This window comes from Intrasporangium calvum DSM 43043 (assembly GCF_000184685.1).
GTDB classification, from domain to species: Bacteria; Actinomycetota; Actinomycetes; order Actinomycetales; family Dermatophilaceae; genus Intrasporangium; species Intrasporangium calvum.
On record NC_014830.1, the window covers coordinates 3674206 to 3691635 of the forward strand.

Consider the following 17430-nt stretch of genomic DNA (forward strand, 5'->3'; position numbering starts at 1 on the left):
GTGGGGCTGGGAGGGTCCTCGTGATTCTCGTCATGTGGCCCTCCGTCGTGGCCGGGACGAGCTGGGCGTATGCCGCTGGGCTCGCCGGGTGCCTCACTGCAGCAGGCAGGCCAGCGAGCTCGCCTCGCTCGTGAGCGTCAGGCGGACACCGACCTCCCCGCTCGGCGGGCTCGCGACCGCCGTCAGCTCGCGGCCCCCTTCGGTGAGGCGGAGCTCGACGCCGGCTGCGGTGGCGACCCGTCGCCAGCCCACGGCGCGCAGGTAGGTCTCGATCTCGTCGACCGACGGGCCGCTGATCCGCCCCCAGGTCAGCTCGGCCCAGCCCTCGTCCGTGACCCCGCACGGTTGCCTCGTGCTGGTCCCGAGCGGGCGGAGCTCACGACCCAGCTCCCGGGCGTGAGCCCGCAAACCCTCGTAGGCTGAGAGGTCGTCGGCGTGGACTCGAGCGGTCAGCGCCCAGGCGGCGAAGCCGAGGACCAGGGCCACCGCGGCAGCGGAGGCGAGGAGGATCCCGTGCGGGCGGCGCCCGACCGGGACGAGCGCGGCGGGCTCGGCCGGGGTCGGGACGGGGCCCGGCTCCGGCTCGAGCGACCAGCCGCCTTCGGCGGGCCAGGTCCGGCGAGCCATCTGCCCATCATCCCCGGCGGGGGCGTGGACGAGAGGGCGATCGAGCGAGACGAGGCCGCCCCAGTCGGCGCGGCGCGCCCACCGCAGCCCCGACCGCAGCAGCAGGACGAGGGCCGCGACGGCGATGGGCACGCCGACGGCGGTGGTCGTCAGACCGAGGCTGTAGCCGTCGGGCAGCTGGGCGAAGCAGAGCACCGTGGCGACGACGGGGAGCCATCGCCGGGCGGCGGGGCTGCCGTCGCCCTCGCGATCCGTGGCGGCGAGGAGCGGCAGGGCCCAGAGGAAGTACCAGCCGAGGAAGGCGGGCGCGAGGACGATGAGGGCGAGGAAGGCCCAGCCGGCCGCCCGGACGATGCGCCCCTCCCACCCCCGTGGGGCCTCCTCAGGGCGGTCCCGGCGGGGGGCCAAGGGCTTGGCCGCAGCCAGCCAGATGAGGACGAGGACGAGGGCGAGCACGACGAGACCGGCCCCCCGCGCGACCGAGATGCCCGACTCGCGCCACTCGGGGCGCCCGAGCACGTGACCCACGGCGCCGACCGCCATGCCGACGGCCGTGGGCAGTGAGGTCCACTGCTCGTTGCGGCCCGGCGTGGTCCCGGGGTTGAGCCAGGCGGCACCCAGCCCCGCGGCCCGGCTGACCAGCGCCATGGACAGCGCGGCGGTCACGAGGGTGAGCGCGAGGCCTGCGGCGGCCTCCCGACGCCGAAGAGCGCCCGTCCACTCGGCCGCTCCCTCCTGCGCCCCCAGCCGCGTCCCGGCGAGCCGACGGGCCCACAGGAGAGCGACGAACGGCAGCGCCACCACGGCGGTCACCTTCACCAGGGCCCCCACCGAGACGAGCAGGACGGCGGGGACGAGACGCCCGCGCAGCGCGAGGGAGAAGCCGGCGACGACGGCAGCCACCATGAGCGCGTCGTTGTGGGCGCCGCTGATGAAGTGCGCTCCGACGAGCGGGGTGGCGATCGCGAGCCAGGCGGCCTGCCGGCCGGGCGCGCCGACGCGGCGGGCCACGTCGGAGACCGCCCACGCGAGGACCACGACCGCCGCGACCGCGACGAGCCGCAGCAGCAGGAGCGCCACCCAGAGGTGGTCCCCCGCCACGGTGGCGGCGATCCGGGCGACGAGCAGCCACACCGGTCCGTACGGCGACGGGGACTCGAGCCACGTGGGAGCGGTCGACTCCCGCCAGGGTGAGGTCAGGTCGCTGACGCCGTGCTCGTACGGGCTGAGGCCCTCGGCCCACAGCGCGCCCTGCGCGGCGTAGGAGTAGAGGTCCCTGCTGTACAGGGGCGCGGACGCGACGAGCGGCGCGAACCACAGGGCCGCCGTGACCCACCACCAGCGTTCGCCGACAGCCGCGGCCCTCAGTCGCCACCAGGCGAGGACGAGCGCACCCATCGCCAGGACCGACGCCGTCGCGGCCAACGGGGAGCCGCCTGACTCCGCGCTCGGGGCCAGTCCGGGCCAGAGGATGCGGGTGTGGAGGATCGGTCTCGAGCCGGACCCCCAGGACGAGAGTGCCAGGGCGACCGCAGCCGCGAGGCCGGCGTAGCGCCACCCAGCCGCGGCGCGCGACCCGGCGGCCCCCGGCTCGTCACTCATGGGTGATGGGTTCGTCTCCCCAGGCGAGAAGGCGCCACCCCGCGTCGGGGTCGCCCTCCATGGTCACGACGAGCGTGTTGTCCAGCCGTCGGGAGTCGAAGAAGCCCGGGTCGAGCCCCGTGGCGGCGGCCACCCAGACCCGCATCGCCGCCCCGTGGCTCACCGCGACGGCAGACGCGTGACCGTCGCCGGCGATGCGCCGGATCGCCGCCTCGTAGCGGGACATGAAGCCGATGCCCGAGTCACCGCCCGGGATCGCATGCTCCGGGTCGTCGCGCCAGCGCTTCACCGCATCGATGAACGGGCCCCACTCGGTCGACATCTCGTAGTCGCCGGCCTGGATCTCGCGCAGTCCCGGCAGCACGACGGCGTCGACGCCGAGCGCGGCCGCGAGGGGCTCGGCCGTCTGCTGCGCGCGCAGCAGGTCCGAGACATAGATCGCCCCGAGGTCCTCGGCGGCGAGCTTCGCGGCCAGCTCCCGGGCCTGCTCGCGCCCGGCCTCGGTGAGGTGGAGGCCCGGGACGGCCGTGTCGAGCTGGCGGGCCACGTTGGCGTGCGTCTCACCGTGGCGGACGAGGAAGAGTCGCACGGTCACTCGCCCTTGTCGGCGACGCCCGTCAGGCACTGGACGGCGGCCGGGTCGACGTCCTGGTCCGCGTAGAAGTCCGGCGCCTCGACGGGCAGCGTCTCGTGGGGCGGGACGGTCAGGTCCACCTCGTGGACGGTGAGGACGTTGAGGTCGGCGGTGGAGACGAGGGAGATGGCCACCCGGATGTCGAGCGCCTCGTCCGTCGTGTTCGCGAAGGTGCCCGCGAAGCTCCAGACCCCACCGGACTGGTCGCACGAGTCGGTCTCCAGCATCGCCTCGAGGTCGAACGCGCCACCGGGGACGGCCTCCGAGGGGTCCGCCGAGGCGGTCTGCGTCTCGTACGGGGTGAGGGTCGGCTGGATCGGGACGCTGACGGTGCCCTCCTCCGTGGGTGCGGGCTCCGGTTGGCCACACGCCGCCACCCCGAGGAGCGAGGTGACCGCGAGAGCGAGCCCAGCGGCATACGTCAACGGTCTGCGCACGGGGCCATTGTGCCCTGTGCGCCGGGCTCAGGCCGGGAGGAGGAGCCGGGCGGCGAAACCGGCGGCCACGACGGCCACTCCGGCGATGATGGCCACGGTGTCAGCGACCCGCCACGTCGCCTCGGCGGCCCAGGTCCGACGACGCGCCTCGGCGAACCCGCGCGCGTCCATGGCGAGCGCGAGGGTCGCGGCCTGCCCGAGGGCCCCGATGAGCAGGCCGCCGGTGACGACGACCGCCTCACGCAGCCGGGCGACGAGACCACGGTCGGCCCGGACACCGCGCACGCGACGGGTCTTCATCAGCTCGTCCCACAGCGCGTCGAACGACTGGACCCGTTGGAGGGCTGCGGTGGCCGCGACGACGGGTCTGGGCGGCAGCCGCAGACGTTGGGCGAGATGGTCACCCAGGCGCTCCGGGTCGAGGTAGCCGACCACGAAGGCCGAGGGCACGACCAGGCACAGCACCCGCAGACCGGCGCCCGAGGCGACCTCGACGTCGCGGCCCCCGAGGAGCCACGCCGACCACGCCACCCCCAGGACGGCGAGGGCGGCTGGGGCGAGGCGCGTCAGCACCCCGCGGACCCGCCCCGACGGCCGACGGCCCGGGCCGGGGGCGACCAGGCCGATGAGCCCGAGGAGCACCTCGACCCCGAGCACCGCCAGCCCCTGTCGCCACGTCTCCAGCAGCGCGGGCAACGGGAGGACGCTGAGCCCGACGGCCAGGAGGGCCAACGGCCCGACCCGGGCCACGAGAGGACGACGCTCCGGCGTCTCCGGGGGCGGCCTCGGTGGAGGCGTACTGAGGTGGAGGGTCTCGTCCGCCCGCCCGATGGCGCCCTCGTCGTGCGTCGTGAGGACGAGGGCGGCCCCTTCGTCGCGGGACGCCTCGAGGATCCCCATGACGGCCGCCCAGGTCAGGCGGTCCTGCCCGACGGTCGGCTCGTCGGCGAGGAGGAGCGCCGGTCCGTGCAGGATCGCCGCGGCGACGGCGAGCCGGCGCTGCTCCCCGCCGGAGAGGTGCCGCGGGTCGACCGCGCCAAGGCGGTCCAGCCCGAGGGCCGCCAGGACCTCGTCCGCCCTGCGTCCACTGACTGCGGCATCCTGTCCGAGCGCCCTCGGCGTGGTGAGGACGTCGTCCCGCACCGTGCGCCCGAGGAGGGCAGAGGCGGACCGCTGTGGAACCCAGGCGACGACCTTGGCCAGGTCGGTCGAGGCCCAGTCGTGGGGCGGGGGCGGCCCGTTCGCGGGGGTCAGCGCCGAGGCGACGTCGACGCGGCCCGAGGTCGGGGCGCTGAGCCCACCCAAGGCGCCCATGAGCGAGGTCTTGCCCGACCCGCTCGGCCCGACCAGCGAGAGGACGCGGCCCGCGCGCACCTCAAGGTCGACGTCGCTCACCGCCGTCGTGGTCCGGCTCTCGGCTCCGAGGCGACGGGTGCGGTGCTCGACGGTCACGTCGCGGGCCGCGACGACGACGTCGTCCCGCCGAACCAGCCCCGCGGCGGCCGCACCGCTCGGCCACGGCGTCAGGGCGATCTCGAGCGGCTCCGGCTCCGGCCAGCCCGGCACCCAGATGCCCTCGGCGACGAGCCGGCCCGCGTGCTCGTGCAGGACCGCCACCGGCGGGCCATCGGCCAGGACAGCCCCCTCGGCATCGAGCACGACGAGCCGGTCGACGAGGTCGACCCACCCGGTCAGCCGGTGCTCGACGACCACGAGGGTCAGCCCCCGCTCGCGAGTCACGACGTCGACGAGCCCTCGCACGGAGCCTGCCGTCGCCGCGTCGAGCATCGCCGTGGGCTCGTCGAGCAACAGCACGCTGGGCTCCATCGCCAGCGCACCGGCGAGCGCAAGACGCTGCGACTCACCACCGCTCAGCGCGGCCGGCGGGCTGTCCGCCGCCATGGTCAGCCCGACCTCCGCCAGCGTCGCAGCAACCCGCGGTGGCATCTCGCCCCGAGGCAGCTCGACGTTCTCGAGGCCGAACGCGACATCCCGGCCGATCGTCGAGGCCACCACTCCGGACCCCGGGTCCTGGAGCACCAGGCCGACCGAACCGGGGCGGTCCTGCGGCGCCTGCCCGTCGATGGTCACGGACCCCGAGAGGTCACCCGAGTCCGCGGTCAGGAGCAGTCCGGCCACCGCTCGCAGCAAGGTCGACTTGCCCGAACCGCTCGGCCCGGCGAGCAGCACCCGCTCGCCGGGCTCGATCGTCAGGTCCAGGCCCGACAGGACCGGGCGGCTCCGGCCGTAGGGACGCCAGGTGAGGTCCTCGACACGGACGCCGGCTCCGGCGGGCGCGCGAGTCCCCCCGCGGGCTGCCCCCGAGGGCGTCGCGGCTGAGGCTGCTCCGCCCCGGCGTTCCGTGGTCGTCATGGCCGTGCCGACGCGTCAGACCGCGTTTCGCTCCCGGACCTCCTGACCGGGTGGGAAGGCGTTGAGTGCACCCACGTAGGCCAGGAACCGGGTCAGCCACACGGACAGGAGGGAGCCGAAGACGGCCACCGACGCGCCGAAGAGGAACAGGTAGGCGACCTTGTAGCCGAAGTCCCACTCCTGGTACCACGAGTACCACTCGTAGACCGCCTCGAACGCGCCGCCGAGGAACCCACCGAGCAGCAGGGGCGCCCAGCGGTACGTCGCGTAGGCGAACGCCGCGAAGCCGAGCTCGACGCCGAGGCCCTGGACGAACCCGGAGATGAGCGTGGTCAGCCCCCACTGGGTCCCGATGAGGGCCGAGACGACCGCGGCGAGCAGCTCGGTGAAGACGGCAGCGCCGGGCCGACGGATGACGAGCATGCCGACGATGCCGGCGACCAGCCAGGGCCAGTTGAGCAGAGCCGACAGCGGGGGGAACCCCGCGGAGATGAGGTTGGACGGGGTCTCGTAGGCGAGTCCCCAGGCCCAGTAGGCGACGCCGAACGCGACGCCGAGGAAGGCGCAGGTGAGCAGGTCGATGGTCCGCCAGCGCGGAAGCGCTCCGGACGCGCGGATCTCAGTGGGCCTGACCCGTTGCGATGTGGTCATGATGTGTGACTCCCGTGGTTTCCTCGAGAAGGTGGATACCTCGGGGAGGACACCCACCGGCCCACGTCGTCCGTGGCCGGCGCCGGAGCGACGAGTCACGAGAAGACGGAGCACGCGGGTGTCCTGAGAATTACCGACTCCCTTCGCCGGTGCTAACCGGAGCAGGTTCGAGGGTCTGCGGCTGCACGCGTGTCGCGGGCCGCACTCTCAGCGCTGGGGCGCTCCCCTGTCGTAAAGAGGGTGGTGCTGTTCAGTTTTCAGCCCGACTCTACTCCCGCCGACATGGGTACAGTCACACCATGGCCAAGGCGACCAGATCGGCGAACGACGACGCGACCACGCCCGGAGAGGACCAGCACTCGCCACTCGGCGGGCTGGTCTGGAAAGCGATCACCGTCACCTCGACGGTCGTCGCGACGAGGCTCGCCACGACGGTCGCCTCCAAGGGGTGGAAGCTCGCGACCGGCAAGCCGGTCCCGGTGCGCGGTGACTACGAGAAGGAGCGGACGCGGGACGTCATCGCGTTCACGGCACTCTCGGGCATGATCATGGCCGGCACCAAGGTGGCGGCCGAGCGCAAGGCGGCCGAGTACTACCGGCAGTCGACCGGTCACCTGCCGAAGGCGCTCGAGCACACGAAGCTGACCCGCAAGGAGAGGAAGGCGCACAAGAAGCTCGAGAAGGCCACGGCCAAGGCCGAGAAGGGCGCTCAGAAGCTCACCTCCTGACTGCGGTGCACTGGCTCCCGCGAGGGTCCCGAACCCGGCCCAGGCGCCGGACCGGCGTGATCCTCGCGTCACCCCTTCCGGCCGGGGCCCCCGGGGTGGTGTGCTAGGAGTGGCACGCACCCGGACCGTCCGAGGAGGACCACACCCATGAAGGCAGTCGTCGGAGACCGGATCACCATGGCCGCGGAGCACGTCGGCGAACGGGTCCGCGAGGGCACGATCCGCGAGGTGCACGGCGAGAACGGGGCGCCCCCCTACCTCGTCGAGTGGTCGGACGGACACTCGGGGCTGATCCACCCCGGCCCCGGCTCTGTCCTCAAGTGCGAGCACGAGGAGACGAGCAGCCAGGGCAGCTGAGCCCCACTGGCACCCGCCCCGCGCGGGGTGAGCAAGGCCCGGGACCAAAGTCCCTACTCCCGGCACGGGGTCGGCGACACAGGATGCTGGTAGGCGGGACCCCTCGTCAGCCTGCGCCTTGAGGCAGGGCCCGCCGTGCACGGCTGGAGACCGCCATGACCGCTACGGAGATCAGCACGTCATTCGCTACCGCCCACCGTCCCCTCGTCATCGAGTTCCACGAGGGCGACCGCACGATGGCCGACCTGCTCGGTGGCAAGGGCGCGGGGTTGGCCGAGATGACCCGCCTCGGGCTGCCCGTGCCGCCAGGTTTCATCGTGACGACGGAGGCCTGTCGCGCCTACCTCGCTGCCGGCGGTGACCCGGAGGGCCTGTGGGACCAGGTCGACGCGGCCCTCGCCGACCTCGAGGAGCGTTCCGGCCTGGTCCTCGGCGACCCGGCCCGGCCCCTGCTCGTCTCGGTCCGGTCCGGAGCGAAGTTCTCCATGCCGGGGATGATGGAGACGGTCCTCGACATCGGTCTGAACGACGCGGTCGTCGCGGCCCTGGCCGAGCGGGGTGAGTCGCACTTCGCGTGGGACAGCTACCGACGCCTCGCCCAGATGTACGGCCGGACCGTCCTCGGCGTCGAGGGCTCGCGGTTCGACGACCTGCTGACCCGGGCGCGGGCCCATGCGGGGGTCGGCACGGACGCCGAGCTGGACGATGCCCACCTGCAGCAGCTCGCCACCGACTTCCGGGCGCTCATCGTCGCGGAGACGGGCCAGGAGCTGCCGCAGGACGCCGGGACCCAGCTGCGCGAGGCGGTCCGCGCCGTCTTCCGCTCGTGGAACGGCGAGCGCGCCCGCCTCTACCGGGCCCACGAGGGCATTCCCGATGACCTCGGTACGGCCGTCAACGTCGTCCAGATGGTCTTCGGCAACCGGGGTGATCGCTCGGGCAGCGGCGTCTGCTTCACCCGCGACCCCGTGACCGGGGCCCCGGGCGCCTTCGGGGACTATCTGCCCGACGCTCAGGGCGAGGACGTCGTCAGCGGGGTGCGCAGCCCGATGGACCTCTCCGAGCTGCACCGACGCGACCCGGAGATCCACGCCGAGCTCTCCCGGCACCTCAGGTCGCTCGAGACCCACTACCGCGACCTGTGTGATGTCGAGTTCACCGTCGAGCGGGGGCGGCTGTGGATCCTCCAGACCCGACTGGGCAAGCGCAGCCCGGCCGCTGCCTTCCGGATCGCCGTCGAGCTGGCCGACGAAGGCGTCATCGACCTCGACGAGGCCCTGACCCGGGTCAACGGCCACCAGCTGACGACGCTGCTGCACCCGTCCTTCCAGGCGGCCGCGGCCGCACCACTCGCCGGCGGCCTCGCCGCCAGCCCCGGAGCGGCCGTGGGGCAGCTCGTCTTCGACGCGGCCACCGCGATGGAGTGGGCCGGTCTCGGCCGGAGCGTGGTGCTGGCCCGCCCCGAGACGAGCCCGGACGACTTCGGCGGGATGCTCGCCGCCAAGGCGGTCATCACCTCGCGCGGTGGTCTCACCTCGCACGCGGCGGTCGTGGCCCGGGGACTGGGGAAGACGTGCGTCACGGGCATCGAGAAGATGGTCGTCGACCCGGCCGCCCGAACCGCGACCTTCCACGGCAGCCGGGTGCTGACCGAGGGCACCGTCGTGTCGGTCGACGGCAGCACCGGCGAGCTCTTCGAGGGCAGCCGGGAGATCCAGGCGAGCGTCGTCGCGACGGCGATCCAGGAGACCTCGGCCGGAGGTCCCGTCGGCCGGCCCGAGGACCCCACCGCTCGCGGCGTGCTCCGTCTCCTCGAGCAGGCCGACAAGCGTCGCACCATGGGCGTCCGGGCCAACGCCGAGACCCCGGAGGAAGCCCGCACGGCCCGTCGCTACGGCGCCGAGGGGATCGGCCTGTGCCGCACTGAGCACATGCTCATGGGGCCACGCCGCCAGCTCGTCGAACGCGTCGTCACGGACGACGACGCAGCGGGCGCCCTCGCCGAGATCGAGGCGCTCGCGCTCGACGAGTTCACGACGCTCCTGACCGTGATGGAGGGGCTGCCGGTCGTCGTGCGGCTGCTCGACCCGCCGCTGCACGAGTTCCTCCCCGACCTCGTCGACCTCTCCGTCTCGGCTGCGGTCGCGGCGGCGAAGGGTGAGCCGGAGGACCCCGCGGCGGAGCAGCGCCTCGCCGCCGTCCGCCGTCTGCACGAGGCGAACCCGATGCTCGGGCTCCGTGGTGTCCGGCTGCTCCTCGTGCACCCGGAGGTGGCTCAGGTCCAGGTGCGGGCTCTCGCAGAGGCGGTGTCGCGGCTCCTCGAGGAGGGCCGCAACGTCCGCCCCGAGCTGATGCTCCCGCTCGTCGCGGAGGTGGCCGAGCTCGAGGCTGCGCGCGGACGCGTGGAGACCGTCATCGCCGAGGTCGGGGCCCGGCACGGCAGGACCCTGGACATCCCGATCGGAGTCATGATCGAGCTGCCCCGGGCCGCGCTCACGGCGGATGCCCTCGCCGCCCACGCCGACTTCTTCTCGTTCGGCACCAACGACCTCACGCAGACGACGTGGGGCATCTCGCGGGACGACGCCGAAGCGAGCTTCCTCGCGGCCTACCGCGAGCAGGGCATCATCTCGGCCGACCCGTTCCAGACGCTCGACGAGGTGGGCGTGGGAGCGCTCGTCCGGTTGGCCGTGGAGAAGGGCCGGGCGACCCGCAGCGGCCTCGAGCTCGGGGTCTGCGGCGAGCACGCGGGCGACCCGACGTCCATCGGGTTCTTCGCGAAGGCGGGCATCGACTACCTGTCCTGCTCGCCCCCGCGGGTGCCCGTGGCGCGGCTCGAGGCCGGCCGGCAGGCCGTCCTCAGGTCAGCCGGCGCGCTCCCCACCTCCGACACGAGGTGAGCTGACCCGACCGTATGCCGCTGGGCTGGCTTGCGCTGCAATCCGGCCCAGCGCTGCGGTGGGGTTCGGGGTCTCACGGCACGGGTGGGTCGTGGGGCTCTCGGTGGGTCGCGGCATAGACGGCGGCCTGGGTGCGTGTCTCCATGCCCATCTTGCTGAGGACGGACGAGACGTAGTTCTTCACCGTCTTCTCGGCGAGGTGGAGACGGTCGCCGACCTGGCGGTTGGTCAGGCCCTCGGCGATGAGGTCGAGGATCCGGCGCTCGACGGGCGAGAGTGCCTTGAGGCGCGGGTCGTGCTCCTCGCGCGCGGCCCACCGGTCCCGGAGCGCCTTGGCGTGGGGGTGGTCGGACAGGTCCTCCCCTGCCGCGACCCGGCGGATCGCGGCGACGATGCCCTCACCGCTCAGCTGTTTGAGCAGGTAGCCGGAGGCGCCGGCGAGCACCGAGGACACGAGGGCCTGCTCGTCGTCGTAGGACGTCAGGATGAGGGCCTTGATCCGGGGGTCGACCGACCGGATCTCGCGGCAGACCTCGATCCCGGACCCGTCGGGGAGGCGGACGTCGAGCACCGCCACGTCGGGCAGCAGCGCGGGGATGCGCCGCGCTGCCTCACGGGCCGAGCCGGACTCGCCGACGACCTCCATGTCAGGCGCCGCCTCGACGAGGTCCCGCAGGCCCCGCCGCACGATCTCGTGGTCGTCGAGGAGGAAGACCTTGGTGGCCGCCGTCGTCGGGGTGAGGGGATCCATGGAGGAGGTCACTTCCTGCCTGGTGTCTGGCTGTCGCGCCGGGCGTTCCACTCCAGCGCCGTGCCTCCGGTCGAGACGCGGCGGATCTCCAGGCAGCCGTGGTGCGCGGCCGCCCGAGAGCGCAGGTTGACCAGGCCGCTGCGCGCGTCGGCGGCGTCGAAGCCCACCCCGTCGTCGGTGACGCGCACGCAGATGCCGCCATCTCCGGAAGCAGCGTCGCGGACCTCGACCCGTGCGACGCCGGCCCGGGCGTGGCGTGCGACGTTGGCCAGCCCTTCACGGACGACGGCGATGACGTCGGCGCGCAGCCGGTCGGGCAGTGGACCCAGCCCCGGCGAGACGGTCACCTCGGGGACGAAACCCAGGCTCACGGCATACGACTCGGCGATGGCCCGCAGCACGGCGAGGAGGTTCTCGCCGGGGTCCTGCCGGTGCAGCTCGAAGATCGCCTGACGGATCTGGCGGATGGCCCGGTCGAGGTCGTCGACGGCCTGGCTGAGGCGGACGCGGACGACGGGGTGCTGCGCGAGCGGGACGGCCGACTGGAGGGACAGCCCGGTGGCGAAGAGCTGCTGGATGACGTGGTCGTGCATCTCGCGGGCGATGCGCTCCCGCTCCTCGAGCAGGGCGACCCGACCGCGGTCCGCGTGCGCCTGCGCGGCCAGGATGGCGACCCCGGCCTGGACGGCGTAGGCGGCCTGGGCGGGCAGGGCGTCCTGCGCGGTCGCCTCGTCGCTCTCGTCCCACCCCGTGATGAGCAGGCCGTTGCCGCGCGGGCCGGCGCCCAGCGGCACGAGCGCCACGGCCGTCGTCGGCACGAGCCCGAGCACGCGTCGCGCCTCCTCCGCCGGACGGGCCCGCGGGTCCTCGGCGCCGCCCGGCACGTGGAGGATGGGCTGGCGGGCGGCGAGCAGCTCGTCCCACTCGCCCCCGCGGAGGAGGGCACCGGAGGGCTCTCCGGCCGGTGGCACGGGCGCTCCGGCGCGGCGGGCGATGGCCCGGATCTCGAGCCGCCCCGCCGCGTCGACGAACGCGACCGCGCTCACGACGCCACCGCTCAGCTCACGGACCTGCGTCGCCATGAGCGCGACCGAGGCCTCCTCCGACTCGGACTCGAGGAGGGACTGGACCAGCTGGCTCGTCGCCGCGGACCACCGCTCCCGCACCTCGCTCTGGGCCAGCAGCCGGGCGTTGTCCAGCGCCGAGCCGGCGGCCCCAGCGAGGGACACGAGCAGCGACTCGTCCTGGGCCGTGAAGGTCCCACCACCCTCCTTGTCGGCCACGTAGATGTTGCCGAAGATCCGGTCGCGGATCCGGATCGGCGCACCGAGCAGGCTGCGCATCGGCGGGTGGTGCGCCGGGAAGCCCACTGACCTCGGGTGGAGCGTGAGGTCGTCGATCCGGAGCGGCCTGGGGTCGGTCAGCAGCAGCCCGAGGACCCCGTGCCCGACCGGAGGCAGGCCGATGCGGGCCACCTCGTCCGGCGTCAGCCCATGCGTGTAGAAGGCGGCGAGATGGCGTGAGTCCGGTCCGAGCACCCCGAGCGCTCCGTAGCGGGCCCCCACGAGCTCACATGCCCCGGAGACGATCCGGGAGAGGGCTTCGGGGAGATCCAGGTCGGCGCTCAACGGCGTGATCGCCTCGACCAGCGCCGCCAGATGGTCGTCGTCGACGGTCGCGGCCCGGTGCGGCTCCCGCACGGTGACACCGGTCCCGGAGGCCGTGCCGCCTCCGCCGTGGTCACGCTCCATGTCTCGATCGTAGGCAGAACCCGCGGGTTCGGTCGGGTTTGCCGCAGAGCCACGGGAACGGGACCTTCGACCCTGCCGGGGTGGGCACCCCGGTGGTGTGCTGAGCGGGTTCGTTGGGGGAGTCTGTTGAGGGTCCAAGGAGGCCACCATGCGCGCACGAGTCGGAGACCGCATCATTCTCGCGGCCGAGCACATCGACGAGCCCACCCGGGACGGAGAGATCCTCGAGATCCGCGGTGGCGAGGGTGCGCCGCCCTACCTCGTTCGCTGGTCGAACGGGCACACCGGCCTGATCTACCCAGGTCCCGGCGCGGTGCTCCGGCTCGGGACGACCGAGGTCCAGGTGGCGCCGCCCCCCGTGACCGTCGCCGCTCCGCCGCCCCGACCCGAGGCCGCGGCCCGGACCGCAGCGGCCCCGACGGCGGCGGACCTCCGACCCGGCCACGTCCGGGAGTGGAACGTGCGGGTCTCGATCTTCGAGTCCGGCGACGAGACGAGCGCCAACGTCGTGCTCATCGCCGACTCCCCGGAGCGGCTGAGCGCGCGGGGCACCGCGCACCGGTCCGCCCATGACCCGGGGGTGCCCGAGATCGGCGACGAGGTGGCCGTGGCTCGGGCGCTGCGGCACCTGGCCGACCAGCTGATGGAGACCGCCGAGATCGACGTGTCCGACCTCACCGGCGAGAAGGCCCACATCCGGGCCGTCTGACCCCGGGCTCGAGCGCCCGCACGAGCGGGACGCCGGCGCGGTAGGAGAGGTGCAGGTGGCTCGGGCCGTCGACGACCGCGAGCTCGGCGGGCTCGCCCACGGCGAGACGACGGTCCAGCCCGAGCGACCTGCCCGACACGGCCGTCGCCGCGTGGAGCGCCTCGGCCGGCGTCATGCCCATCTCCCGCACGGCCAGGGCGATGGCGAAGGGGATCGACGACGAGTAGCAGGTCCCGGGGTTGCAGTCCGAGGCGAGGGCGACAGCGACCCCGGCATCGATGAGTCGGCGGGCGTCCGGGTAGGGCGACCGGGTCGAGAACTCGACGCCGGGCAGCAGCGTCGCCACGGTGGTGCCGCGGGCCGCGGCGAGCGCGTCGACGTCGGCGTCGCTGAGGTAGGTGCAGTGGTCGACGCTGGCCGCGCGGAGCTCGCAGGCGAGCTGGACGCCGGGGCCGGGGCCGAGCTGGTTGCCGTGGACCCGGAGCCCGAGTCCGCGGGCCCGGCCCGCCTCGAGGACCGCGCGGGCCTCGTCGCCGTCGAAGGCGTGCGGAGAGTGCGGCTCGCAGAACACGTCGATGTATGCCGCTGGGCTCGCGTCGCGCCCATCGGCGAGGAGGGCGTCGAGCATGGGCCCCGTGACAAGGTCGACGTAGTCGCCCCGGCGGTCGGCGTACTCGGGCGGCACGACGTGCGCACCGAGGAAGGTCGTGTGGGGGGTGAGCTCGCGGGCGATCCGCAGCGAGCGCAGCTCGTCCTCGACGGTGAGGCCGTAGCCGCTCTTGATCTCCACCGTCGTCGTGCCCTGCGCCCGCGCCTCGGCGACGCGGGCGGCGACGAGGGTCCGCAGCTCGTCGTCGGTCGCGGCGCGGGTCGCGGCGACGGACACCGCGATCCCGCCACCGTCGTAGGGCCGTCCCGTCATCCGCGCGGCGAACTCGGCGGAGCGGTCGCCCGCGAAGACGAGGTGCGTGTGGGAGTCGACGAAGCCGGGGATCAGCGCGCGGCCGCCGAGGTGCCGGCGCTGGTCGGCGTCGGGCGCCTCCGACGCGGGGCCGACCCATTCGATGAGCGGCAGCCCGGTCCCGTCAGGGCCCGGACCGCCCACGACGAGGGCCGCGTCGCGGATGACTCCCAGGAGACGGTCGCCGGGATCAGTGTGCTGCTCCCCCCAGACGGGGTCGTTGGTGACGAGCTCGGCGATCCCCGTGAGCAGCAGGCTCACGAGCCGACCGCCGCGGTGACGACCCGCTCGATCGACGAACCGAGGAGGCGCCCGACGTCACCGAGCCGGTGCTGGCCGTCGCGGACGACGATGTCGCCGCCGACGACGACGGTGGAGACGTCCGAGGCGACGCAGGAGTAGATGATCTGCTCGGGTGCGGAGCCCGCCGTGTTGACCGTGTCGGTCCGGACCGTCACGAAGTCAGCCAGAGCCCCCTTGGACAGGTGCCCGCCGTCGGACCAGCCGAGGGCCCGGTAACCGTTGAACGAGGCGGACTGGAGCAGCTCGCTCGGCGTGAAGCGGTCCCGCTCGTTGGTGATGAGCCGCTCGTGCATCTCGAGGCCGCGCAGCTCCTCGTAGGGGTCGATGATGACGTGCTGGTCGGTGCCGAGCGAGAGCGGGGCGCCGGCGTCGTGCAGCGCGCGGGCCGGCCCGATGCCGTCGGCGAGGTCGCGCTCCGTCGTCGGACAGAAGCAGGCCCCGGTCCCGGTGGCACCGAGCAGCTCGATGTCCCGGTCCGTCAGGTGCGTCGCGTGGATGCTCGTCACGTGGTGGCCGAGGGCGCCGGCGTCGTCGAGCAGCTCCGTCGGGGTGCAGCCGTAGAACATCTGGCAGGCCATGTTCTCGCCGGGCTGCTCGGAGAGGTGCACGTGCAACGGCATCCCGCCCGCGGCCTCGACGACCCTCGGGAGGTCCTCCTTGCGCACCGCGCGGATGGAGTGGATGGCGGCGCCGAGGCGGGCCCGGTCGGTCTCGGTCCGGCGGGCCAGCATGCGCTCGGCCCAGGCGTCGACCGAGCCGTCGCTGAAGCGCAGCTGCCCGGGGTGCAGCTCGACGTGGCCCCCGCCGTTGAGACCACCCTCGAGGTAGCAGGTGTCGAGCAGGGTGAGCCGGATGCCGGCCTCGTCAGCGGCCTGCCGGACCGCGAGGCTCATCGCGTTGGGGTCGCCGAACTTCTTGCCGCCGGGCCGGTGGTGCACGTAGTGGAACTCGCCGACAAGCGTGAAGCCGGCCAGGACCATCTCGGCGAAGACCGCGCGCGCGAGCGCGAGATAGGTGTCCGGGTTGAGCTGCGCGGCCACCTGGTACATCTGCTCGCGCCAGTTCCAGAAGTTGCCGCCCCCGCCGTTGACCCGGCCCCGGAGGGCTCGGTGGAAGGCGTGGCTGTGCGTGTTGGCCATCCCGGGGAGGGTGACCCCCTCGAGGATGACGTCCCGCTCCTCGGGGTCGGTGTCGACGTGCACCTCGCGGAGCAGGCCGGCGGTGACGACCAGCCGCACCCGTTTCGCGAAACCGCCGGTCAACCATGCGCTCTCGCACCAGAACGACGTCATCTGTAGAGGTCCTTAGTCTGCATCTCGGGTGCACAGGTCGGTCACGACGGCGGTGAGGGCCGCGACCCCATCGTGGCAGTCGGCGAGCTCCGCGTGCTCGACGGGGGAGTGCGAGATTCCGGTCGGGTTGCGGACGAACAGCATCGCCGTGGGGATCCCATGGGTGGCGAGGATGCCCGCATCGTGCCCCGCCCCCGTTCCGAGGTGGGGTGCATCAGGGAGTATGCCGCTGAGCCGGCTCACGAGGCCAGCATCGAACCGGGTCGGCGGGGTCCACGACTCCTCGCGGTGGATGGCGTCGAACCGCTCCGCAGTGCCGAGGATGCCCGCCACGGTGGCGCGGACGGCCGCCTCGTCGACGCCCCGCGCGTCCAGCCACGCCGTCACGTGGCTCGGGACGGCGTTGACGCCGCCCGGCTCGACCACGACCTTGCCGACGGTGGCGACGCAACCGAGCTCAGCGGCATACGACCTCGTGTCCTGGACGACGGCGGCGAACCCGAGCATGGCGTCGCGGCGGTCGACGAGTCGCGTCGTGCCGGCGTGGTTGGCCTCGCCCGGGAGGTCGATCCGCCACCGTCCGTGCGGCCAGATGTCGGTGCCGATGGCGACGGCCCGGCGGCGGTCGGTGAGGTCCTCGGTCCCGTCGGGAGCGAGGGCGAGCGCCTTGCCCTGCTCGACGTGGAGCTCGACGAAGGCCGCGACGCGACGGAGCGCCTCGGGGTCGGGGCCCATCGTGCTCGGGTCGCGACCGGCCGCCGTCCAGGCCTCCGCCATCGTCACGCCGTCGGCGTCGGTCAGGCCGCGAGCACGCTCGGCGGTGAGCTGGCCGGTGATGATCCGCGAGCCCGCGCAGGCGACCCCGAAGCGGGCGCCCTCCTCGTCGACGAAGCTGACGACGCCGAGCGGGAGGTCCGGGGTGCGGCCGGCGGCGCGGAGGGCGTCGACGGTCGCGAGGGCGCTGACGACCCCGAGCGGCCCGTCGAACGCGCCCCCGTCGGGAACCGAGTCGAGGTGCGAGCCGAAGACGATGCCGGGGCGCTCGTCCGGGTCGCCCCACCAGGCCCACTGGTTGCCGGCGCGGTCCTCGGTGAGGTCCAGTCCGCGCGCCGCGCACTCCCCCGCGAACCACTCGCGCAGGTCGCGGTCGGTGCGCGTCCACGCGAACCGGCGATAACCACCGGTCTGCGGGTCGCGTCCGACCGGCTCGAGCTCGGACCACATGCGGGTGAAGTCGCTCGCCATGGTCACATTCCACACCGCCGCACGAGGCGGTGGCTCATCGACCGGTCCGAACCGTCTCAGATCCGAGACGAACCGCCGGTGCTGCGCGTCTCACGTGGCGCCGCCGGCG

At 73.7% G+C, this 17430-nt stretch carries 14 protein-coding genes and 1 riboswitch; of the genes, 4 read left to right on the top strand and 10 right to left on the bottom strand.

All coding sequences use genetic code 11. The features are described 5' to 3' along the window. Positions 1-93 precede the first annotated feature (93 nt). Genes mptB through INTCA_RS16795 form a run of 5 tightly spaced genes read right to left on the bottom strand, consistent with a single transcriptional unit; the run spans position 94 to position 6324 of the window. Positions 94-2229 (bottom strand): polyprenol phosphomannose-dependent alpha 1,6 mannosyltransferase MptB, encoded by a 2136-nt coding sequence (gene mptB, locus INTCA_RS16775; RefSeq protein ID WP_013494118.1) that lies wholly within the window; start codon positions 2227-2229, stop codon positions 94-96. Then, positions 2222-2824, bottom strand: coding sequence for a histidine phosphatase family protein (locus INTCA_RS16780; protein ID WP_244859848.1), 603 nt, complete (start codon positions 2822-2824; stop codon positions 2222-2224). Before INTCA_RS16780 ends, mptB begins: the two co-directional genes overlap by 8 nt. Beyond that, on the bottom strand, positions 2821-3300 hold the full coding sequence (locus tag INTCA_RS16785; protein ID WP_013494120.1) for a hypothetical protein: 480 nt from the start codon (positions 3298-3300) through the stop codon (positions 2821-2823). Before INTCA_RS16785 ends, INTCA_RS16780 begins: the two co-directional genes overlap by 4 nt. Positions 3301-3327: 27 nt before the next feature. After that, complete coding sequence (locus INTCA_RS16790; RefSeq protein ID WP_013494121.1) at positions 3328-5673, bottom strand: ATP-binding cassette domain-containing protein; 2346 nt, start codon at positions 5671-5673, stop codon at positions 3328-3330. 15 nt (positions 5674-5688) lie between these two features. Next, positions 5689-6324 (bottom strand): ECF transporter S component, encoded by a 636-nt coding sequence (locus INTCA_RS16795; protein ID WP_013494122.1) that lies wholly within the window; start codon positions 6322-6324, stop codon positions 5689-5691. A 121-nt stretch (positions 6325-6445) separates the two neighbouring features. Next, positions 6446-6562, bottom strand: a riboswitch (TPP riboswitch). Positions 6563-6623: 61 nt separating this feature from the next. Between INTCA_RS16795 and INTCA_RS16800 the strand changes: the two genes are divergently transcribed. From INTCA_RS16800 to ppdK, 3 genes are all read left to right on the top strand, one after another. Continuing rightward, entirely contained in the window at positions 6624-7052 is a 429-nt protein-coding gene (locus INTCA_RS16800) for a DUF4235 domain-containing protein (protein WP_013494123.1), read from the top strand. A gap of 147 nt (positions 7053-7199) precedes the next feature. Further along, on the top strand, positions 7200-7409 hold the full coding sequence (locus INTCA_RS16805; protein ID WP_013494124.1) for a DUF1918 domain-containing protein: 210 nt from the start codon (positions 7200-7202) through the stop codon (positions 7407-7409). Between the two features lie 155 nt (positions 7410-7564). Further along, the gene (gene ppdK, locus INTCA_RS16810; protein WP_013494125.1) at positions 7565-10309 is read left to right on the top strand and encodes a pyruvate, phosphate dikinase; all 2745 of its coding nucleotides are present in this window, start codon (positions 7565-7567) and stop codon (positions 10307-10309) included. A gap of 73 nt (positions 10310-10382) precedes the next feature. Here the strand turns inward: ppdK and INTCA_RS16815 are convergent, their stop codons facing one another. Both INTCA_RS16815 and INTCA_RS16820 read right to left on the bottom strand, forming a co-directional pair. Further along, positions 10383-11060 carry a response regulator gene (locus tag INTCA_RS16815; RefSeq protein WP_013494126.1) on the bottom strand — a complete coding sequence of 226 codons (678 nt, stop codon included), beginning with the start codon at positions 11058-11060 and terminating at the stop codon, positions 10383-10385. Between the two features lie 8 nt (positions 11061-11068). Further along, positions 11069-12811, bottom strand: coding sequence for a GAF domain-containing sensor histidine kinase (locus tag INTCA_RS16820; RefSeq protein ID WP_013494127.1), 1743 nt, complete (start codon positions 12809-12811; stop codon positions 11069-11071). A 148-nt stretch (positions 12812-12959) separates the two neighbouring features. On the opposite strand from INTCA_RS16820, the gene INTCA_RS19915 reads away from it, so the two are divergent. Continuing rightward, on the top strand, positions 12960-13520 hold the full coding sequence (locus INTCA_RS19915; RefSeq protein ID WP_013494128.1) for a dsRBD fold-containing protein: 561 nt from the start codon (positions 12960-12962) through the stop codon (positions 13518-13520). Here the strand turns inward: INTCA_RS19915 and hutI are convergent. From hutI to INTCA_RS16840, 3 genes are read right to left on the bottom strand one after another with little or no spacing between them, the layout of a single operon-like run. Beyond that, positions 13486-14742 (bottom strand): imidazolonepropionase, encoded by a 1257-nt coding sequence (gene hutI / locus INTCA_RS16830; RefSeq protein ID WP_013494129.1) that lies wholly within the window; start codon positions 14740-14742, stop codon positions 13486-13488. The genes INTCA_RS19915 and hutI overlap by 35 nt on opposite strands. Continuing rightward, positions 14739-16076: a formimidoylglutamate deiminase gene (locus tag INTCA_RS16835; RefSeq protein WP_013494130.1), complete on the bottom strand. Its 1338-nt coding sequence runs from the start codon at positions 16074-16076 to the stop codon at positions 14739-14741. Before INTCA_RS16835 ends, hutI begins: the two co-directional genes overlap by 4 nt. 12 nt (positions 16077-16088) lie before the next feature. Next, the gene (locus INTCA_RS16840; RefSeq protein ID WP_013494131.1) at positions 16089-17321 is read right to left on the bottom strand and encodes an allantoate amidohydrolase; all 1233 of its coding nucleotides are present in this window, start codon (positions 17319-17321) and stop codon (positions 16089-16091) included. Positions 17322-17430: the final 109 nt, after the last annotated feature.

Coding starts and splice junctions, on each gene's coding strand:
- INTCA_RS16815 (WP_013494126.1), bottom strand. CDS start 11,060: ATGGATCCCCTCACCCCGACGACGGCGGCCACCAAGGTCTTCCTCCTC.
- INTCA_RS16835 (WP_013494130.1), bottom strand. CDS start 16,076: ATGACGTCGTTCTGGTGCGAGAGCGCATGGTTGACCGGCGGTTTCGCG.
- INTCA_RS16790 (WP_013494121.1), bottom strand. CDS start 5,673: ATGACGACCACGGAACGCCGGGGCGGAGCAGCCTCAGCCGCGACGCCC.
- INTCA_RS16800 (WP_013494123.1), top strand. CDS start 6,624: ATGGCCAAGGCGACCAGATCGGCGAACGACGACGCGACCACGCCCGGA.
- mptB (WP_013494118.1), bottom strand. CDS start 2,229: ATGAGTGACGAGCCGGGGGCCGCCGGGTCGCGCGCCGCGGCTGGGTGG.
- INTCA_RS16795 (WP_013494122.1), bottom strand. CDS start 6,324: ATGACCACATCGCAACGGGTCAGGCCCACTGAGATCCGCGCGTCCGGA.
- INTCA_RS16840 (WP_013494131.1), bottom strand. CDS start 17,321: ATGGCGAGCGACTTCACCCGCATGTGGTCCGAGCTCGAGCCGGTCGGA.
- INTCA_RS19915 (WP_013494128.1), top strand. CDS start 12,960: ATGCGCGCACGAGTCGGAGACCGCATCATTCTCGCGGCCGAGCACATC.
- INTCA_RS16820 (WP_013494127.1), bottom strand. CDS start 12,811: ATGGAGCGTGACCACGGCGGAGGCGGCACGGCCTCCGGGACCGGTGTC.
- ppdK (WP_013494125.1), top strand. CDS start 7,565: ATGACCGCTACGGAGATCAGCACGTCATTCGCTACCGCCCACCGTCCC.
- INTCA_RS16805 (WP_013494124.1), top strand. CDS start 7,200: ATGAAGGCAGTCGTCGGAGACCGGATCACCATGGCCGCGGAGCACGTC.